At 63.9% G+C, this 19592-nt stretch carries 15 protein-coding genes; all 15 read left to right on the top strand.

Annotated features, from left to right (window positions below; translation table 11 throughout):
* The first annotated feature begins 8 nt into the window (after positions 1-8).
* The 15 genes from NHH88_30725 to tal all read left to right on the top strand — a co-directional run bounded on the left by NHH88_30725 (position 9) and on the right by tal (position 19561).
* Positions 9-2732, top strand: coding sequence for a molybdopterin-dependent oxidoreductase (locus NHH88_30725; GenBank protein ID USX13965.1), 2724 nt, complete (start codon positions 9-11; stop codon positions 2730-2732).
* A gap of 51 nt (positions 2733-2783) precedes the next feature.
* On the top strand, positions 2784-4154 hold the full coding sequence (locus NHH88_30720; protein ID USX13964.1) for a glutamine synthetase family protein: 1371 nt from the start codon (positions 2784-2786) through the stop codon (positions 4152-4154).
* Between the two features lie 102 nt (positions 4155-4256).
* Positions 4257-5384 (top strand): polyamine ABC transporter ATP-binding protein, encoded by a 1128-nt coding sequence (potA, locus tag NHH88_30715; GenBank protein ID USX13963.1) that lies wholly within the window; start codon positions 4257-4259, stop codon positions 5382-5384.
* A 12-nt stretch (positions 5385-5396) separates the two neighbouring features.
* A complete protein-coding gene (locus NHH88_30710) occupies positions 5397-6305 on the top strand; it encodes an ABC transporter permease subunit (protein ID USX13962.1) in 909 nt (302 codons plus the stop codon).
* The gene (locus tag NHH88_30705; protein ID USX13961.1) at positions 6302-7147 is read left to right on the top strand and encodes an ABC transporter permease subunit; all 846 of its coding nucleotides are present in this window, start codon (positions 6302-6304) and stop codon (positions 7145-7147) included. Before NHH88_30710 ends, NHH88_30705 begins: the two co-directional genes overlap by 4 nt.
* Positions 7148-7294: 147 nt before the next feature.
* Complete coding sequence (locus tag NHH88_30700; GenBank protein USX13960.1) at positions 7295-8053, top strand: gamma-glutamyl-gamma-aminobutyrate hydrolase family protein; 759 nt, start codon at positions 7295-7297, stop codon at positions 8051-8053.
* Between the two features lie 124 nt (positions 8054-8177).
* Positions 8178-9548, top strand: coding sequence for a glutamine synthetase family protein (locus tag NHH88_30695; protein ID USX13959.1), 1371 nt, complete (start codon positions 8178-8180; stop codon positions 9546-9548).
* A gap of 142 nt (positions 9549-9690) precedes the next feature.
* Positions 9691-11028, top strand: a complete 1338-nt coding sequence (locus NHH88_30690) for an aspartate aminotransferase family protein (protein ID USX17486.1) — start codon at positions 9691-9693, stop codon at positions 11026-11028.
* 24 nt (positions 11029-11052) lie between these two features.
* Positions 11053-12552, top strand: a complete 1500-nt coding sequence (locus NHH88_30685) for an aldehyde dehydrogenase (protein USX13958.1) — start codon at positions 11053-11055, stop codon at positions 12550-12552.
* A 15-nt stretch (positions 12553-12567) separates the two neighbouring features.
* Entirely contained in the window at positions 12568-13902 is a 1335-nt protein-coding gene (gene glnT, locus NHH88_30680; GenBank protein USX13957.1) for a type III glutamate--ammonia ligase, read from the top strand.
* 12 nt (positions 13903-13914) lie between these two features.
* Positions 13915-15252 carry a glutamine synthetase family protein gene (locus tag NHH88_30675; protein USX13956.1) on the top strand — a complete coding sequence of 446 codons (1338 nt, stop codon included), beginning with the start codon at positions 13915-13917 and terminating at the stop codon, positions 15250-15252.
* Between the two features lie 10 nt (positions 15253-15262).
* Positions 15263-16624 carry an aspartate aminotransferase family protein gene (locus NHH88_30670; GenBank protein USX13955.1) on the top strand — a complete coding sequence of 454 codons (1362 nt, stop codon included), beginning with the start codon at positions 15263-15265 and terminating at the stop codon, positions 16622-16624.
* Positions 16625-16794: 170 nt separating this feature from the next.
* Positions 16795-17814 carry a decarboxylating 6-phosphogluconate dehydrogenase gene (gene gnd / locus NHH88_30665; protein USX13954.1) on the top strand — a complete coding sequence of 340 codons (1020 nt, stop codon included), beginning with the start codon at positions 16795-16797 and terminating at the stop codon, positions 17812-17814.
* On the top strand, positions 17811-18494 hold the full coding sequence (locus NHH88_30660; protein USX13953.1) for an HAD family hydrolase: 684 nt from the start codon (positions 17811-17813) through the stop codon (positions 18492-18494). The genes gnd and NHH88_30660 overlap by 4 nt, the downstream gene beginning before the upstream one ends.
* Positions 18491-19561: a transaldolase gene (gene tal / locus NHH88_30655; GenBank protein USX13952.1), complete on the top strand. Its 1071-nt coding sequence runs from the start codon at positions 18491-18493 to the stop codon at positions 19559-19561. Before NHH88_30660 ends, tal begins: the two co-directional genes overlap by 4 nt.
* Positions 19562-19592 lie beyond the last annotated feature (31 nt).

Below are 19592 nucleotides of genomic sequence, written 5' to 3'. Positions count from 1 at the left end.
AGCGAATTTTGAACCTGTCCCAAGACCATCTGTCAGTCCGCACCACCTGCGCATATTGCGGCGTCGGTTGCGGTGTGAGCGCCACCCCCAAGGGCGACGGCACGGTCTCCATCGCCGGCGACAAGCTGCACCCGGCGAACAAGGGGCGCCTGTGCGTCAAGGGTTCCGCGCTGGGCGAGACGGTGAGCCTGGACGGCCGCCTGCTGTACCCGCAGGTGCGCGGCGAGGAAGGCTTGCGCCGCGTCTCGTGGGACGAGGCGCTGGACAAGGTCGCCGGCACCTGGCGCGCCATCATCGACGAGCATGGCCCGGACGCCGTGGCCTTGTACGTATCGGGCCAGCTGCTGACCGAGGACTATTACGTCGCCAATAAGCTGATGAAGGGTTACATCGGCAGCGCCAACATCGACACCAACTCGCGCCTGTGCATGTCGTCGGCGGTGGCCGGCTACAAGCGCGCCTTCGGCGAGGACTTGGTGCCGCTGTGCTACGACGACCTGGAACTGGCCGACATGGTGGTGCTGGTCGGCTCCAACACCGCATGGTGCCATCCGATCCTGTTCCAGCGCATCCTGAAGGCCAAGGAAAGCCGGCCGGAGATGAAGATCGTCGTCATCGATCCGCGCCGCACGGCGACCTGCGAGCTGGCCGACCTGCACCTGCCGGTGAAGGCGGGCACCGACGTCTGGCTGTTCAACGGCTTGCTCAGTTATTTGAACCGGATCGGCGCGGTCGATCCCACGTTCGTAGCCGACCACACCAACGGTTTCGACGCGGCGCTCGCCACCGCCAACGCCGATTGCAGCGATCCCGCCGTCGTGGCGAAGATCTGCCGCATCGAGCTGCCGGTGCTGATGGAGTTCTACGAACTGTTCGCGGCCACGCACAAGACCATCACCGCCTATTCGATGGGCGTGAACCAGTCGTCTTCCGGCACCGATAAGGTCAACAGCATCATCAACTGTCACCTGATCGGCGGCCGCATCGGCCAGCCGGGCATGGGACCGTTCTCTATCACCGGCCAGCCCAACGCCATGGGCGGACGCGAAGTGGGTGGCCTGGCCAACATGCTGGCCGCGCACATGGACCTGGACCGCGCAGACCACCGCGAGGTCGTGCAGACCTTCTGGGAGTCGCCGGCGATGGCCGACAAGCCTGGCCTGAAGGCGGTCGACCTGTTCAAGGCGATCGAAGATGGCAAGGTCAAGGCGGTGTGGGTCATCTCCACCAATCCCGTGGTCAGCATGCCGGACGCCGACCAGGTGCGGCGCGCGCTGGAAAAGTGCGAATTGGTGGTCGCCACCGACATCATGCAGAACACCGACACCAACGCCTACGCCGACGTGCTGCTGCCAGCGCTGGGCTGGGGCGAGAAGGAGGGCACGGTCACCAACTCCGAGCGCCGCATCTCGCGACAGCGCGCCTTCCTGCCTGCCCCCGGTGAAGCGATGGCCGACTGGAAGATCCTCGCGCTGTTCGCGCAGCGCATGGGCTTCAGCGGTTTCGACTTCGCTGGCGCTAACAGCGTATTCGACGAACACGCGCGCCTGAGCGGCTTCCGCAACAGCGCCGCCGACGTGCCGCGCGCCTTCGACATGTCCGGCCTGGCGCAGTTGAACAAGAACGAGTACGACGGCCTGGAACCGGTCCAGTGGCCGGTGCGTCGTGGCGCCGACGGCGGCATGGAGGTGGAAGAGCGCCTTTTCGCCGACAAGCGCTTCGCCCATGCCGACGGCAAGGCGCGTTTCATCGTCACCGTGCCGCGCGCGCCGGCCAACGCCATCAGCGAGGACTTCCCGCTGGCGCTCAACACCGGCCGCGTGCGCGACCAGTGGCATACGATGACGCGCACCGGCAAGTCCTTCACCTTGGCGGACCACATCTCCGAATCGTTCGTCGACATCCACCCGCAGGACGCGCTGCTGCACGGCGTGCGCGAGGGCGATCTGGCGCGCGTCAGCTCCGAATGGGGCGCGATGGTGGCGCGCGTGCAGCACGGCGGCGGCATCCCGCGCGGCACGGTATTCATTCCGATCCACTGGTCGGGCCAGACCTCGTCCGACGCCCGCGTCGGCGCGCTGGTCAACCCGGTAGTCGATCCGGTGTCGGGCGAGCCGGAATTCAAACACACGCCGGTGCGCATCGAGCAGTTCCGCGTCAACTGGCACAGTTTCATCCTGAGCCGCACGGAAGTGGATCTGGACAGCGTGGCCCATTGGACCCGCATCCAGGGCCGCGAATTCGCCCGCTACGAGCTGGCCGGCCGCAATACCATCTCCGATTTCGGCCAGTGGGCGCGTGGCGTGCTGGGTGTGCAGGATCTGGACGCCGACTGGCTCGAATACGAAGACCGCACCGCCGGCGTGTACCGCGCTGTGCACGTGGTGAACGACCGCATCGAACAGTGCATCTTCCTGTCGCCGCGCCAGGACATGCCGTCGCGCGCGTGGCTGGCCAGCCTGTTCGTCAAGGAGCAGTTGAGCGAAATCGACCGCGTTGGCCTGCTGGTCGGCATGCCGGTCGAGAAGGGCGCCGACACCGGTCCGACCGTGTGCTCGTGCTTCGGCGTGGGCCGCAACACGATCTGCAACGCCATCATCGAGAAGGACTTGCAAACGGTCGCGCAGGTGACGTCCTGCCTCAAGGCGGGAGGCAATTGCGGCTCCTGCGTCCCCGAAATCAAGAAGATTCTTGTGCAAACGCGCGTGGAGGCGGCGGAGGCAAGGTTGTAAATATGGTAAATTAGACTATCGATCGCTTGATCATCACCACAGAGAGCGAACATGTCTATCCGTGAAAACTTCTCCGACGCCGATATGGACCTGTGGCTCAACGAGAACCGAGTCACTGAAATTGAATGCCTGGTGCCCGATTTGACGGGCGTCGCGCGCGGGAAAATCCTGCCGCGCGCGAAATTCACCCAGGAGCGCGGCATGCGCATCCCCGAGGCGGTGCTTGGCATGACCGTCACCGGCAACTACCCCGTCGACAATGCGGCCTACGACCGCGCCATTTCCTCCACCGACCGCGACATGATCCTGCGCGCGGACCCCGGCAGCATCACCACCGTGCCGTGGGCGGTCGATCCCACCGCGCAGGTGATCCACGATTGCTACTTCGCCGACGGCACCCTGGTCGATTTCGCACCCCGCTCCGTGCTGCGCCGCGTGTTGAAGCTATACGCGGAGCGCGGCTGGAAGCCGGTGGTGGGGCCGGAGTTGGAGTTCTACCTGACCGAAAAGAACATCGATCCCGACCTGCCTTTGCGGGCGCCGGTCGGCCGCAGCGGCCGCGCCGAGACCAGCCGCCAGGTCTACAGCATCGACGCCGTCAACGAGTTCGACCCGCTGTTCGAGGACATCTACGACTACTGCGCGTTGATGAACCTCGACGTCGACACCCTGATCCACGAGACGGGCGCCGGCCAGATGGGCATCAACTTCCAGCATGGCGATCCGCTTGCGCTGGCCGATAACGTGTTCTACTTCAAGCGCACCTTGCGCGAGGCGGCGCTCAAGCACGACATGTACGCCACCTTCATGGCCAAGCCGATGGCCGGCGAGCCCGGGTCGGCGATGCATGTGCACCAAAGCGTCAGCGACGCCGCGACCGGCCGCAATATCTTCAGCGCGCAGGACGGCTCGCCGTCGGCGGACTTCCGCCACTACATCGGCGGTCTGCAGCGTTACACACCGGCGGTGATGGCGATCATGGCGCCGTACGTCAATTCGTACCGCCGCATCGTGCGCCACACGGCCGCGCCGATCAACGTCCAGTGGGGGAATGACAACCGCACCGTCGGATTCCGCATTCCGATCTCCGGCGTCGAACAGCGCCGCGTGGAGAACCGCATCATCGGCGCCGACGCCAATCCCTATCTGGCGATGGCCGTGACCCTGGCTTGCGGCTACCTTGGCATGGTCGACAAGCTGGAGCCGACGCCGATGATTTCCGGCAGCGCCTACGACCACGCCTCCGAACTGCCGCAGGGATTGCCCCAGGCGCTGGAGTGGCTGCGCCGCGAGGACCGCATCCGCGAGGTGCTGGGCGAGCGTTTCATCGACGTCTACACGGCGATCAAGGAGGTCGAGCACCAGGAGTTCATGACCGTCATCAGCCCATGGGAGCGGGAACACTTATTGCTGCATGTATAGGCGACTATAAGTGGCAGCATTTATAATCACGTGTCCAAAAATCGGGCGGCCGGCGGATGGTCGTTTCTGATATATTATTAATATCATTTATATTTCTATAACATGACCATAGAGCGAGCTGCTGAACCCTTCCTCCTGATCCGCAATCTGGTTAAGGAATTCGACGGTGTCCGCGCTGTCAACGACGTCTCGGTCGCCATCAACAAGGGCGAGATTTTCGCATTGCTGGGCAGCTCGGGCTGCGGCAAATCGACCCTGCTGCGGATGTTGGCCGGCTTCGAGACGCCGACCCAGGGTCAGATCACGCTCGCCGGCAAGGATATCGTCAGCGTGCCGCCGTATCAGCGCCCGATCAACATGATGTTCCAGTCGTACGCGCTGTTCCCGCACCTGTCGGTGTGGGACAACATCGCCTTCGGCCTGCGCCGCGACGGCCTGCCGAAGGACGAAATCGCCGCGCGCGTGGAGCAGATGCTCAATCTGGTGCAACTGACCGCCTACGGCAAGCGCAAGCCGCACCAGCTCTCAGGCGGCCAGCAGCAGCGCGTGGCGCTGGCGCGCAGCCTGGCCAAGCGGCCGCAATTGCTGCTGCTCGACGAGCCGCTCGGCGCCCTCGATAAGAAGCTGCGCGAGCGCACCCAGATGGAACTGGTCGGCATTATCGAGGAAGTCGGCGTCACCTGCGTGATGGTCACCCACGACCAGGACGAGGCGATGAGCATGGCGACCCGCATCGCCGTCATGAGCGAAGGCCGCATCCTGCAGGTCGGCCCGCCGGGCGAGATCTACGAAACGCCGAACTGCCGCTTTGTGGCGGACTTCATCGGCAGTGTCAATCTGTTCAACGGCAGCGTCACGGTCGATGAACCGGACCACGTGATCATCGACACGCCCGAGGGCCGCCACTACGTCACCCACGGCATCACCGGGGTGATGGGCATGCCGGTGGCGGTGGCCGTGCGGCCCGAGAAGATCGCCCTGCAAACGGAGGCGCCGACCCTGGAGCAGCGCGCCAACGCCGGCGAGCATGGCTACAACTGCGTGCAGGGCGCCATCACCGCGATGGCCTACTTCGGCAACGAGACCTTGTACCACGTACGTCTGGACAGCGGCATGGAGATCAAGGTCTCGCGCACCAACGCCGCCCGCCACGACGACGCCGCGCTCAAGCGCGACCAGCGCGTCTACGCCTGGTGGGACGGCGCCGACGTCGTCGTGCTGACCAGCTGAGGCGGAACGGTCATGACTTTTCTGAAGAATTTACTGACCTTGCGATGGCTGACCGGCCGCCGCGTCGTCATCGCCGTGCCCTTCCTTTGGCTGACGTTCGCCTTCCTGGTTCCGTTCCTGATCGTCCTGCGCATCAGCTTCACCGAGTCGGACATGGGCAATCCGTTCGGCACCTTGATGACGCTCGTCGACGGCGTCATCACGCTCAAGGTCAAGATATCGAACTACCTGTTTATCGCCGAGGACGAGCTGTATGTGCTGACGTATCTCAGCTCCCTCAAGTTCGCCGCCATCACCACCGCGCTATGCCTGATCATCGGTTATCCGTTCGCCTACTTCATGGCGCGCGCCAAGCCGACCGTCCGGCCGGTGCTGCTGATGCTGGTGATGCTGCCGTTCTGGACCTCCTTCCTGCTGCGGATCTACGCGTGGAAGGGCATACTGGCGACCAACGGTATCGTCAACAACTTCCTGACCGGGATCGGCGCCATCAGCGAGCCGCTGCACCTGATGAACACCCAGTTCTCGCTGATCATCGGCATGGTCTACGCCTATCTGCCGTTCATGATCCTGCCGCTGTACGCCAACCTGGTGAAGATGGATACCCGCTTCCTGGAGGCGGCCGCCGATCTGGGTGCGACGCCGCTGCAAGCGTTCTGGCGCATCACCGTGCCTTTGTCGAAGTCCGGCATCATCGCCGGATCGATGCTGGTCTTCATTCCGGCCATCGGCGAATACGTGATTCCGGAGCTGCTGGGCGGTCCAGAGACCCTGATGATCGGCCGCCAGTTGTGGGACGAATTCTTCACCAATAACGACTGGCCGCTGGCGTCGTCGGTGACGGTGGTGGTGATCCTGCTGATTTTGGTGCCGATGGCGATCTTTAATAAATACAAGGCAGAGCAGGAGGCCCGCTCATGAAAGGCAATACCACTTTTATGCAGCGTTGGTTCGGGCGCGGCTGGCTGTCGATGGGTTATCTGTTCCTGTATCTGCCGATCGTCGTGCTGGTGGTCTTCTCGTTCAACAGCTCGCGCCAGGACATGGTGTGGACCGGCTTCTCGCTGCAATGGTACGCGGCGCTGATGAACGATTCGGAGATCATCAGCGGCCTGGGGCTGTCGCTGCGCATCGCGCTGATGACGGCTTGCGCGTCGGTGGTGCTGGGCACCTTCGCCGCTTTCGTGCTCAATCGCTATCACCGCTTCACCGGCCGTACGCTGTTCGCCGGCATGGTCAGCGCACCACTGGTGATGCCGGAGGTGATCATCGGGCTGTCGCTGCTGCTGATGCTGGTGTCGGTGCAGAAGGTGTTCGGCTTCCCCGAGCGCGGCATGATGACGATCTGGATCGGCCACACCTTGCTGGGCATGGCCTATGCGGCGGTGGTGGTGCAATCGCGTCTGCAGGAGATGAACAAGTCGCTGGAAGAGGCGGCGATGGACCTGGGTTGCAGACCGTATCAGGTGTTCTTCCTGGTGACGCTGCCGAACATCAAACAGGCGCTGGGTTCCGCGTGGCTGTTGACGTTCACCTTGTCGCTCGACGACGTGGTGCTGTCGGCCTTCCTGTCCGGCCCCGGTTCGTCGACGATGCCGATCGTGATCTTCTCGCGCGCCCGTCTGGGGCTGGACCCGCGCGTGAACGCGGTCGCCGCGCTGACCATCCTGGTCGTCACCATCGGCGTGATCGCATCGAGCCTCTACATCGCCCGTAACGAGCGGCTGCGTCAGAAGCAGATTTCGTCGGCAGCCAAAGGCTGATTGAGAGGCGCAACCCGCAATGCCAACCGGGGTCGTACCCATTTGGGTACGACTCCCGCATGCCGCAGTGCGGGGTGCAAGCGGGCGGCGGCCCGGTTTTCAGAGAAATAGGAATATGATCATGTAATTCATGCTAAATTGATAAACATGCGCAGCCCTATCGTTCTCGTTCCCGCTTGCGTCAATCTGGTTGGCGTCCACGCCAGCCACACCGCGCATCTCAAATACGTCGCCGCCGTGGCCGACGGCGCCCGGTGCACGCCGCTGATCGTGCCGGCGCTGGGCGCGGCCACCGATTTCGACGCGCTGCTCGATCTTGCGGACGGCATCATGCTGACCGGTTCCCCCTCAAATGTCGACGCCGCCCTGTATGGGCAAGCGGTGTTCGATCCCTTGCTGCCGCGCGATCCCGCGCGCGACGCCACCACGCTGCCGCTGATCCGCGCGGCGATCGAGCGCGGCATCCCGCTGCTGGCGATCTGCCGTGGCTTCCAGGAGATGAACGTGGCGCTGGGCGGCACGTTGCACCAGGCCGTGCACGATGTGCCGGGCATGTCCGATCACCGTGAGCACAAGACGCTGACGCTGGAGCAGCAATACGCCGCGTCGCACAGCGTGACCTTGGAGCGGGACGGTCGTTTGGCGCAAATACTGGGTGGCGTACCGACCATTATGGTCAATTCGCTGCACGGGCAGGGCATCGCCAAACTGGCGCCGTCGCTTGTGGTGGAGGCCCGCGCCGACGATGGCCTGGTCGAGGCCTACAGCCTGCCGGGCGACACGGGATTCACGCTCGCGGTACAGTGGCACCCCGAGTGGCGGTTATCAGAGAACCCCGACTCCATCAAGTTGTTCCAGGCCTTCGGTGAGGCCTGCCGCATCTACAAGCAAGGGAGAGACGCATGAAGACCTACGAACAGTGGGCGCGGCGGGTCCCTTAGTGCCCCTTTTCGCGTCATCCCGCAGGACCACGGCAACGGCGGCCCGCAGGCGGCCCCGCGCACGATCAAAACAACAATGAGAGAATCACATGGCAATCCGCGAGAACTTTACATACACAGATATGGATCTGTGGCTGAACGAAAAACACGTCACCGAAATTGAATGCCTGGTGCCCGATCTGACGGGCGTGGCACGCGGGAAGATTCTCCCGCGCGGTAAATTCACCCAGGAGCGCGGCATGCGCATCCCCGAAGCGGTGCTGGGCATGACCGTGACCGGCAACTACCCCACCGAGGACGCTGGCTACGACCGCGCCATCTCCAGCACCGACCGCGACATGATCCTCAAGGCCGATCCGACCACCATCACCATGGTGCCGTGGGCCAGCGACCCGACCGCGCAGGTGATCCACGATTGCTACTTCTCCGACGGGCGTCTGGTCGATTTCGCGCCGCGTTCCGTGCTGCGCCGGGTGCTCAAGCTGTATGAGGACAAAGGATGGAAGCCGGTGGTGGCGCCGGAGCTGGAGTTTTACCTGACTGCCAAGAACACCGACCCGGACCTGCCTTTGCGTCCGCCGATCGGGCGCAGCGGCCGCGCGGAGACCAGTCGTCAGGTCTACAGCATCGACGCCGTCAACGAATTCGATCCGCTGTTCGAGGACATCTACGACTACTGCGAATTGATGAACCTCGATGTCGACACTTTGATTCACGAAATCGGCGCCGGTCAGATGGAGATCAACTTCCTGCACGGCGATCCGCTGGGACTGGCCGACAAGGTGTTCTTCTTCAAACGCACCCTGCGCGAGGCAGCGCTCAAGCACGACATGTACGCCACCTTCATGGCCAAGCCGATGGCGGGCGAACCGGGTTCCGCGATGCACGTGCACCAGAGCGTGGTCGACGTCAAAACGGGCATGAACATCTTCAGCGCCGAGGATGGATCGGCCGCGCCGATCTTCAAGCAGTACATCGCCGGCCTGCAGCGCTACATGCCGTCGGCGATGGCGATCGTCGCGCCGTATGTCAATTCGTACCGCCGCCTGGTGCGCCACACGGCCGCGCCGATCAACATCCAGTGGGGCATGGACAACCGCACCGTCGGTTTCCGCGTGCCGGAATCGGGTGTGCAGGACCGCCGCGTCGAAAACCGCATCATCGGCGCGGATGCCAATCCGTACCTGGCGCTGGCCGTCACGCTGGCCTGCGGTTATCTCGGCATGACCGAGCAGCTGGAACCGACGCCGATGACCGTGGGCAGCGCCTACGACCTGAAGGTCGAATTGCCGCAAGGCTTGCCGGAAGCGCTGCAGCATTTGCGCGCCGAGGACAAACTGCGCAGCGTATTGGGCGGCCGCTTCATCGACGTCTACGCCGCCATCAAGGACCTGGAGCATCAGGAGTTCATGACCGTCATCAGCCCGTGGGAACGCGAACACCTGCTGCTGCACGTCTGACCGTCCAACTCTCCAACAAGGAATCACAATGCCTAACAACTCATTAGCACCAAGCGCCGCGCTGGTCGCGTCGGTAAAAAATCCGGCCGCGCCGCAGGTGTACGACACCGCCGCGATCCAGAAGCTGGACACGGCCCACTACATGCATCCGTTCACCGACCATAAGGCGCTGGGTGAAAAGGGCGCGCGCGTGATGGTGCGCGGCGAGGGCATCTATCTGTGGGACTCCCAAGGCAAAAAGGTCCTCGACGGCATGTCCGGCCTGTGGTGCGTCAACGTCGGCTATGGCCGCACCAGTATTTCGGAAGCGGTGTACAAGCAGATGGAGACGCTGCCGTTCTATAACAGCTTCTTTAACACCACCAACGTGCCGGCGGTGCAGCTGGCCGCCAAGCTGGCGAAGATTTCGCCGCCGCAGTTCAACCACGTCTACTTCACCGGCTCAGGCTCGGAAGGCAACGACACCAATCTGCGCATGGTGCGCCGTTACTGGGACGTGTTGGGCTACAAGGAACGCCACACCATCATCAGCCGTCACAACGCCTATCACGGCAGCACCGTGGCCGGCGCGTCGCTGGGCGGCATGGACGGCATGCACGCGCAGGGCGGCTTGCCGATTCCGGGCATCGTGCATATCGGCCAGCCGAACTACCTGGAGTCGGGGCGCGGCATGACGGAGGACGAATTCGGCATCGAAGCCGCGTCCTGGCTGGAGAAGAAAATCCTGGAGGTCGGCGCCGACAAGGTCGCGGCCTTCATCGGTGAGCCGGTGCAGGGCGCCGGCGGCGTGATCATCCCGCCGGCGACCTACTGGCCGGAGATCCAGCGCATCTGCGACAAGTACGGCATCCTGTTGATCGCCGACGAGGTGATCTGCGGCTTCGGGCGTCTTGGCAAGTGGTTCGCGTCGGAGCTGTTCGGCATCAAGCCCGATCTGATCACTTTCGCCAAGGGCGTCACGTCCGGCTATGTGCCGCTGGGCGGGGTGCTGGTCGGTGACCGTGTGGCCGATGTGCTGATCGGGCAGGGCGGCGAGTTCAATCACGGCTTCACCTATTCCGGCCACCCTGTCGCCTGCGCGGCCGCGCTGGAGAATATCCGCATCATCGAAGACGAGAAGCTGGTCGAGCGCGTCGCCGGCGAGACCGGCCCCTATCTGAAGAAGCGCTTCGCGGAACTGTCCGACCATCCCCTGGTCGGATACGCAGACAGCTGCGGCTTTGTCGCGGGCCTCAACCTGGTGCGCACCAAGGGCGCCGTTCCGCACGATAACGTGACGTTCGACGAGGCGCTGGGTGTGGGCATGGTCTGCCGTGGATACATGTTCGACAACGGCATGATCATGCGCGCCGTCAGCGATCGCATGATCATCGCGCCGCCGCTGGTCATGACGGTTGCCCAGATCGACGAGATGGTGGCGCTGATCCGCAAGTGTCTGGACCTGACCTACGCCGACATCAAGGAACGCGGCTGGGTCTAACCCTGAATTGGATTGGAGCGAAAAATGACGACAAAGACGGTGGCAACATCATGGCATGAGCGGGCGGCCAGCCTGCAGATGGATGGCCGCGCCTTCATCGGCGGCCAGCGCGTGTGGGCGAAGAACGAGCAGCAGTTCGAGAATCGGTCGCCGATCGACGGCCGCAAGCTGGGCATGGTGGCGCGCTGCGACGGCGCCGATGTCGACGCGGCCGTGGCCAGCGCGCGCGAGGCTTTCGAAGCGCGCAGCTGGGCGGGCATGTCGCCGGCGCAACGCAAGCGCATCATGATCAAGTTCGCCGACCTGGTGCAAAAGTATGGCCCGGAGCTGGCCCTGCTCGAAACGCTGGACATGGGCAAGCCGATTAAATACAGCCAGAGCGTCGACGTGGGCGCGACCGCCAACTGCCTGCGCTGGTACGGCGAGGCGATCGACAAGATCTATGACGAGATTGCGCCGACCGCCGAGAATAGCCTGGCGCTGATCACGCGCGAGCCGGTGGGCGTTGTCGCCGCCATCGTGCCGTGGAACTACCCGATGATCATGGCGGCGTGGAAGATCGCGCCGGCGCTCGCTGCCGGCAACAGCGTGGTGCTCAAGCCGTCGGAGAAGTCGCCGTTGACGGCGCTGCGGTTGGCCGATATCGCGCTGGAGGCGGGCATTCCGGCCGGCGTGTTCAATGTGCTGCCCGGTTACGGCCACGAGGCCGGCGCCGCGCTGGCGTTGCACATGGATGTGGACTGCATCGGCTTCACCGGTTCGACGCGCGTCGGCAAGCAGATTTTGCAGATGGCCGGCCAGTCCAACCTCAAGCGCGCGTGGACTGAATTGGGCGGCAAGTCGGCCAATATCGTCTGCGCCGATTGTCCCGACCTGGATGCGGCTGTGGCCTCGGCCATCGGCTCGATCTACTTCAACCAGGGCGAGAGCTGCAACGCGCCTTCGCGCCTGTTCGTCGAAGCGTCGATCAAGGACCAGTTCATCGAGAAGGCGCTGGCGATGATGCCGGACTTCCAGCCGGGCGATCCCCTCGACGAAAACACGGTGATGGGCGCCATCGTCGACGCGACGCAGCTGAAGACGGTGATGGGCTACATCGAGGCCGGCAAGGCGGGCGGCGCCAAGCTGCTGTCGGGCGGACGCCAGGCGCGCACCGAGACCGGTGGCTTCTTCGTCGAGCCGACATTGTTCGACCAGGTCGACAGCGACATGACCATCGCGCGCGAGGAGATCTTCGGGCCGGTGCTGTCCGTGCTGGCCTTTACCGACTTGAAGGAAGCCATCAAGCAGGCCAATTCCACGCCTTACGGTTTGCAGGCGGCGGTGTGGACATCCGACATGACCAAGGCGATACAGACGGCGCGCGCGCTACGGGCTGGCACGGTGCACGTGAACCAGTACGACGGCGACGATATCACCGTGCCGTTCGGCGGATACAAGCAGTCCGGCAATGGTCGCGACAAGTCGCTGCACGCCTTCGATAAATACACCGAACTGAAAACCACCTGGATTCAGATCGGCTGATCAAGAGAGAGTTGGATGAGCAACGCGGAACGACAGGAGGAGATGGCTGCACAGGGCGTGAAGTACATCTTCGCCCAATTCACCGACATCCATGGCGCGGCAAAAGGCAAGCTGATACCGCTGGCCCACCTGGACGACATCATCTATCCGGGCGCGGGTTTTTCCGGCCCGTCGATCTGGGGCACGGGCCTGCCGCGTAACGGTGCGCGCTCGGAATACTACGGCCGCGCCGATCTTTCTACCTTGCAGGCCATGCCCTGGCTGCCCGGTTACGCGCGCGTGGTGCTCGACGGTCATGTCGCCGGCCAGCCGTTCGATGTTTGTCCGCGCCAGATCTTGCGCAAGCAGGTGGCGCGCCTGGCAAAGCATGGCTGGACGCTCAACGCGGGATTGGAACCCGAGTTCTTCCTGCTGCAAAAGGGACAGAATGGCTACGACGCCGAATTGGCCGACACGCTGGAAAAGCCATCCTACGACACCAAAAGCCTGTTGCGCCGCCGCTCCTTTTTGGAGAAGCTGACCGCGTCGCTGGACCAGTGCGGACTTGGCGTGTTCCAGATCGACCACGAGGACGCGACCGGCCAGTTCGAAGTCAATTACAAATACGCCGACGCGCTGAAGGCCGCCGATAACTTCATGCTGTTCAAGATGGCGGCGCATCACATCGCCGAGGAGGAGGGCATGCTGTTTTCGATGATGCCCAAACCGTTTGCCGACCGCCCGGGCAGCGGCCTGCATTTCCATCTGTCGCTGACGGATCGAGACGGCAAGCCAGTGTTCGGCGACGAGAAGGATAGCCGCGAGCTGGATCTTTCCCCGCTGGCCTATCACTTCATGGCCGGGCTGCTGCGCCATGCCCCGGCGCTGACCGCGCTGTGCGCCCCCACCGTTAATTCCTACAAGCGGCTGATGTGCGGACAATCGCTTTCCGGCACCAGCTGGGCACCGGCCTTTATCGGCTACGGCAACAACAACCGCACCACCGTCGCCCGCGTGGTCTACAAGCGTATCGAATGGCGGCTGCCGGACAGCTCGGCCAATCCATATCTGGCGCTGGCAGGCGTGATCGCCGCCGGCCTGGATGGCATTGAAAGCTCCCTGGAGGCGGGAGAGCCCGTGAACCAGGATGTCTACGAGATGTCCGATGCGCAGCGCACCGAACTCGGACTGAAAATACTGCCGCAAAATTTGGGCGAAGCCGCAGCCGCGCTGCAAGCCGACATTGTGTTGACGGCCGCGCTAGGCGATGACTTTATCAAGGAATTCGTCGCGTTGAAGCGCGCCGAATGGAACGAATACAGTCAACATGTGAGCGCGTGGGAAACCTCGCGATATATCGACTGGTTCTAACAGGAGAGAGGCATGACCCAGGCAATGAAGGATTTTCTACGCGACCGCAATATCCACGAGGTGGAATGCGTGATCGCCGACATGACCGGCATCGCGCGCGGGAAAATCCTGCCCAAGGACCTGTTCCTCAGCGAAGGCGAGATGCGCCTGCCCAAGAGCGTCCTGCTCAACACCGTCAACGGCGAGCAGCCGAACAACCTGCCCTACACCGGCGCCACCGATCCGGACATGATCTGCGTTCCCGATCTGGCGACGCTGCGGCAGGTACCGTGGGCGGCGGAAAACGTCGCGCTGGTGATCCACGATTGCCAGAACTTCGACGGCACGCCGGTGGGGCTGTCGCCGCGCGCGGTGCTGCGCAAGGTCCTCAAGCTGTACGCCGATCGCGGCTGGCAGCCGGTGGTGGCGCCGGAGATGGAGTTCTATCTGGTCGCCCGCAGCAGCAATCCGCACGAGCCGCTGACGCCACCGCTGGGCCGCAGCGGCAAGACCGAGTCCGGCCGCCAATCGTACTCCATCGACGCCGTCAACGATTTCGATCCCTTCTTCTTGGAGCTGTCGACCTTCTGCAAACAGCACCAGCTGGGCGTGGAAACGCTGATCCACGAAGCCGGCGCCGGCCAGATGGAAATCAACTTCACCCATGGCGACGCGCTGGAACTGGCCGACCGCGTGTTCCTGTTCAAGCGCGCGGTGCGCGAGACGGCGCTGCGGCACGGGATCTTCGGCACCTTCATGGCCAAACCGATGGAGACGGAGCCGGGCAGCGCGATGCATATCCACCAAAGCATCCTCGATGCCGCGACCGGCAACAACATCTTCAGCGATAAAAAGGGTGAGCCCAGTCCCCTGTTCTTCAGCTATATCGCGGGCCTGGAGCGGTACACGGCGGCGGCCACGCTGCTGTTTGCGCCGCATGTCAATTCCTACCGGCGGCTGTCGCGCTTCATGTCGGCGCCGACCAATGTGCATTGGGGCTACGACAACCGCACCTGCGGCTTCCGCATACCCAACTCCACGCCGACCAATCGCCGCGTGGAGAACCGCGTGCCGGGTGTCGACGTCAATCCCTATCTCGCGATGGCGGCGACCTTGGCGTGCGGCTACCTCGGCATGGTCGACGGCCTGACGCCTTCCGAGCCGACCGAGGGCAGTGCGGAGCATGTGCACGACCAGCTGCCGCGCAATCTGGAGGATGCGATCCTACGGCTGCGTGAATGCAAACCCCTGAGCGAAATATTGGGCGAGTTGTTCGTGCAGGCGTTCTGTGAAGTCAAGGAGCTGGAATTCGCCACCTACAGCCGCGTGATCAGTTCCTGGGAGCGCGAGCATCTGATGCTGCTGGTGTGAGGAGGGCGCGATGCACAACACACGCGATGGATTGAACTGGCCGCGCGCGCAGGCGCTGGCGGCGCGGGAGCGCGCCAGCTACACTTCGCGCAATCCCGAATCGGCCAGGCTGGCGGCAGAGGCCGCGCGACACCTGCTGTTCGGCGTGCCGATGCACTGGATGAACGACTGGTCGACACCGTTCCCGCTGACGGTGGGCGAGGCTTCCGGCGCGCGCTTCCGCGATATCGACGGCCATGAGTATGTCGATTTCTGCTTGGGTGACACTGGCGCCATGTTCGGTCACGCGCCGCCCGCCGTGGCGCAGGCGGTGGCGCGCCAGGCCACGCGTGGTTACACGGCCATGCTGCCGTCGGAGGACGCGGCGCCGGTGGCGGCCGAACTGGCGCGGCGTTTCGGTTTGCCGTACTGGCAGTTCGCGCTGTCGGCTTCGGACGCCAACCGCTTCGTACTGCGCTGGCTGCGCGCTGCGACGGCGCGCGACAAGGTGTTGGTTTTCAATGGCTGCTATCACGGCACGGTGGACGACGTGTTCGTCGATCTGGTCGACGGTGTGCCGACGCAGCGCGACAGCCTTCTGGGACAGGTTCACACGCTGACGGATCATACCGTGGTCGTCGAATTCAACGATCTGCCGGCGCTGGAGGCGGCGTTGGCGCGCGGCGACGTCGCCTGCGTGCTGGCCGAGCCGGTGATGACCAATATCGGCATGGTGCTGCCGGAGCCTGGATATTGGGAAGCGGCGCAGCGGATCATCCAGCGTCACGGCGCGCTGCTGGTGATCGACGAGACGCATACCATCAGCAGCGGCCCGGGAGGCTACGCGCAGGCGCACGGCATGCGGCCGGACGCGCTGGTGATCGGCAAACCCGTTGGCGGTGGAATCCCCTGCGCGGTGTATGGTTTCACCGAAGAGCTGGCGCGCAGGGTCGAGCAGGCCAAACGCGCGGCGCCGCCGGGCCACTCCGGCGTCGGCACCACCTTGAGCGCCAACATGTTCGCGATGGCCGCGATGCGCGCCAATCTGGAACAGGTGATGACCGATGCGGCGTACCAGCACATGTTCGCGCTGGCCGCGACGCTGGAGCATGGGCTACGCGACGTCATCGCCCGCCACCGGCTGCCATGGTGTGTGACGCGGGTCGGCGCCCGCACGGAATTCCAGTTCGCTCCCACCGCGCCGCGCAACGGCGGCGAGGCGCAGAAGATCCTCGACGGCGAACTGGAACAGATCATCCATTTGTACCTGCTCAATCGCGGCCTGTTGATCACGCCCTTCCACAACATGCTGCTGGTCTGCCCCTGCACCACCGAGGCAGATGTCGACCGCTTGCTTTCCGCGTTCGACGATTGCCTGCGAGAGCTGGTTTAACAAAGCCACCGCTGAAACAATCGCGATACAAATCGGCCCGCAAACGGCCTATTGATGAGTCCGCTATGTGCTCCAGCGAACCGATGGGATGGCCCGCCAGGTCTACCCTCGGCAGAGCGCGGGGCCTGCATTCGACATGCCCGCGCACTTTGACAGTGCGAGGATATGATATGAAAATCGGCATGGTAGGTCTGGGGCGCATGGGCGCCAACATGGTCTGGCGGCTCGCCAGGGACGGTCACCAGTGCGTCGCCTATGCGCGGCACGCGGAGACGGTGAAGTCGGTACTGCGCGAGGGCGTCACCGGCGCCTCCTCGCTGGAGGATCTGGTGTCGCAGCTGGAGACGCCGCGCGTGCTCTGGCTGATGGTGCCGGCGGCATCGGTCGACGCCACGCTCGACACCCTCAAACCACTGCTGGAGGCGGGCGACATCGTCATCGACGGCGGCAACTCGCACTACCACGACGATATCCGGCGCGGCGCGCAGCTCAAGGAGCTCGGGCTGCACTACGTCGATGTCGGCACCAGCGGCGGCACGCATGGCCTGGAGCGCGGCTACTGCCTGATGATCGGCGGCGAGAAGGAGATCGTCGGCCATCTCAAGCCGCTGTTCGTGTCGCTGTCGCCGGGCCACGAGGCCGCCACGCCGACACCTGGCCGCGACAAGCCCAATAGCAGCGCGGAACAGGGCTACCTGCACTGCGGACCGAATGGCGCTGGCCACTTCGTCAAGATGGTCCACAACGGCATCGAGTACGGCATCATGGGCGCTTATGCCGAAGGATTGAACATCCTGCGCAACGCCAATATCGGCAAACTCGAACACGAGGTCGACGCCGAGACCACGCCGCTGCGCAATCCCGAGCATTACCAGTACGACCTTGATCTGGGTGAAATCACTGAAGTGTGGCGTCGCGGCAGTGTGATCAGTTCCTGGCTGCTCGACCTGACCGCCGACGCGCTGCTCAAGGACCCGAACCTGGACCAATTCGCCGGACGCGTCTCCGACTCCGGCGAGGGCCGCTGGACCATCAACGCCGCCATCGACGAAGGCGTGCCTGTGCCGATCCTGAGTTCCGCGCTATTCGAGCGATTCAGCTCGCGCGGCAACGCGGAGTTCTCCGGCAAGGTGCTGTCGGCGATGCGCGCCGGCTTCGGCGGCCACGCCGAGAAACCGGTCAAGCCATGATGGACGATATCGTCTTTCTGATCGACTGCGACAACACCCTGATGGACAACGACGCGGTTCAGCGCGACCTGCGCGACCATTTGGAGCGCGAGTTCGGCGCCGAGGCGCGCGACCGCTACTGGGCGATCTTCGAGGAGTTGCGCTCCGAGCTGGGGTATGTCGACTATCTGGGCGCACTGCAGCGCTACCGCGTCGAGTCGCTCAACGAACCGCGCCTGCTGCTGATGGCCGGTTGGCTGATGAACTACCGCTTCGCCGACCGCCTGTATCCGCAGGCGCTGGAGGTCATCAAACACCTGGGCCGGTGGGGCAAGGTCGTGATCCTGTCCGACGGCGACGTGGTCTTCCAGCCGCGCAAGGTGGAGTATTCCGGACTGTGGGACGCAGTCGACGGCCGGGTGCTGATTTACATCCACAAGGAGACCATGCTGTGCGAGGTCGAGAAGGCCTACCCGGCGCGCCACTATGTGATGGTCGATGATAAGGTGAGGATACTGGCGGCGATGAAGTCCGGCTGGGGCGATCGCCTGACCACCGTGTTCCCGCGCCAGGGGCACTACGCCACCGCGCCCGATGTCGCCAGCTTCACCACCCCGGACCTGACCGTCGAACGTATCGGCGATCTATTGCAGCATCAGTTGCCGGCGTTCGCCGGCCGTGAAAAGGAGAGCACACCATGAACCCTGCACTGCGTCTGTATGAGCTCGGGCAAAGCCTGTGGCTGGACAATATCACGCGCGGATTGCTCACCAGCGGCACGCTGGAGAAGTACATCCATGAGTACGACCTGAAAGGATTGACGTCGAATCCGAGCATTTTTGAAGCGGCCATACACGGCGCCGATTTCTACGACAAGGCGATCGCCGAGCGCAGCGCCGCCGGCGAGTCGGGCGAGGCGCTGTTCCTGGAACTGGCGCTGGAGGACCTGCGCGCCGCCGCCGATCTGTTCCTGCCGATGTACAAGGCGTCGCAGGGGCATGACGGCTGGGTGTCGATGGAAGTCTCGCCGCTGCTGGTGCATGACGCCGAGGGCACGCTGCGCGAGGCCAGGACGCTGCACAAGCGTCTGGACCGCCCTAATGCGTTCATCAAGATACCCGGCACGCCGGAGGGCGTGAAGGCGATCGAGGAGGCGATCTTCGCAGGCATTCCGGTCAATGTGACGTTGCTGTTCTCGCGGGAGCAGTATCTGGCGGCGGCCGAGGCGTATATTCGCGGCGTCGAGCGGCGGCTTGAGAAGGGGCTCGATCCGAAGGTGGCGTCGGTGGCGTCGGTGTTTGTCAGCCGCTGGGATACGGCGGTCAAGGACAAGGGGCCGGAGGGTTCGAACAACACGCTGGGGATCGCGATGGCGCGACGCACCTATGTGGCGTATCGTGAGCTGCTGGCGTCGCAGCGCTGGAAGCTGTTGGCGGAGCGGGGCGCGTTGGCGCAGCGGTTGCTGTGGGCCAGCACCGGGACCAAGGACCCGGAGGCGCCGGATGTGCTGTACGTGACGTCGCTGACGGCGCCGAATACGATCAACACGGTGCCGGAGAAGACCTTGCTGGCTTTTGCCGATCATGGCATCGTCAATGGCAGCATGCCGCCGGAGGGGGGCGATGCGGAGAAGGTGATCGCGAAGTTCGCCGACGCCGGCATTGATGGCGACGAGTTGGCGGAGCGTTTGCAGCGCGAGGGCGCGGAGGCGTTCAGCAAATCGTGGGCGAAGCTGCTCGAGGTGATCGCGGAGAAGAGCGGTCGGTAACTCCTATGTTGTGGAACCTGGCGCCGGTCGA

This window comes from Oxalobacteraceae bacterium OTU3CAMAD1, from assembly GCA_024123915.1.
Taxonomy (GTDB): domain Bacteria; phylum Pseudomonadota; class Gammaproteobacteria; order Burkholderiales; family Burkholderiaceae_D; genus Rugamonas.
The sequence above is the reverse complement of the archived record's forward strand: the minus strand, read 5'-3'. Positions and strand labels throughout refer to the sequence as shown.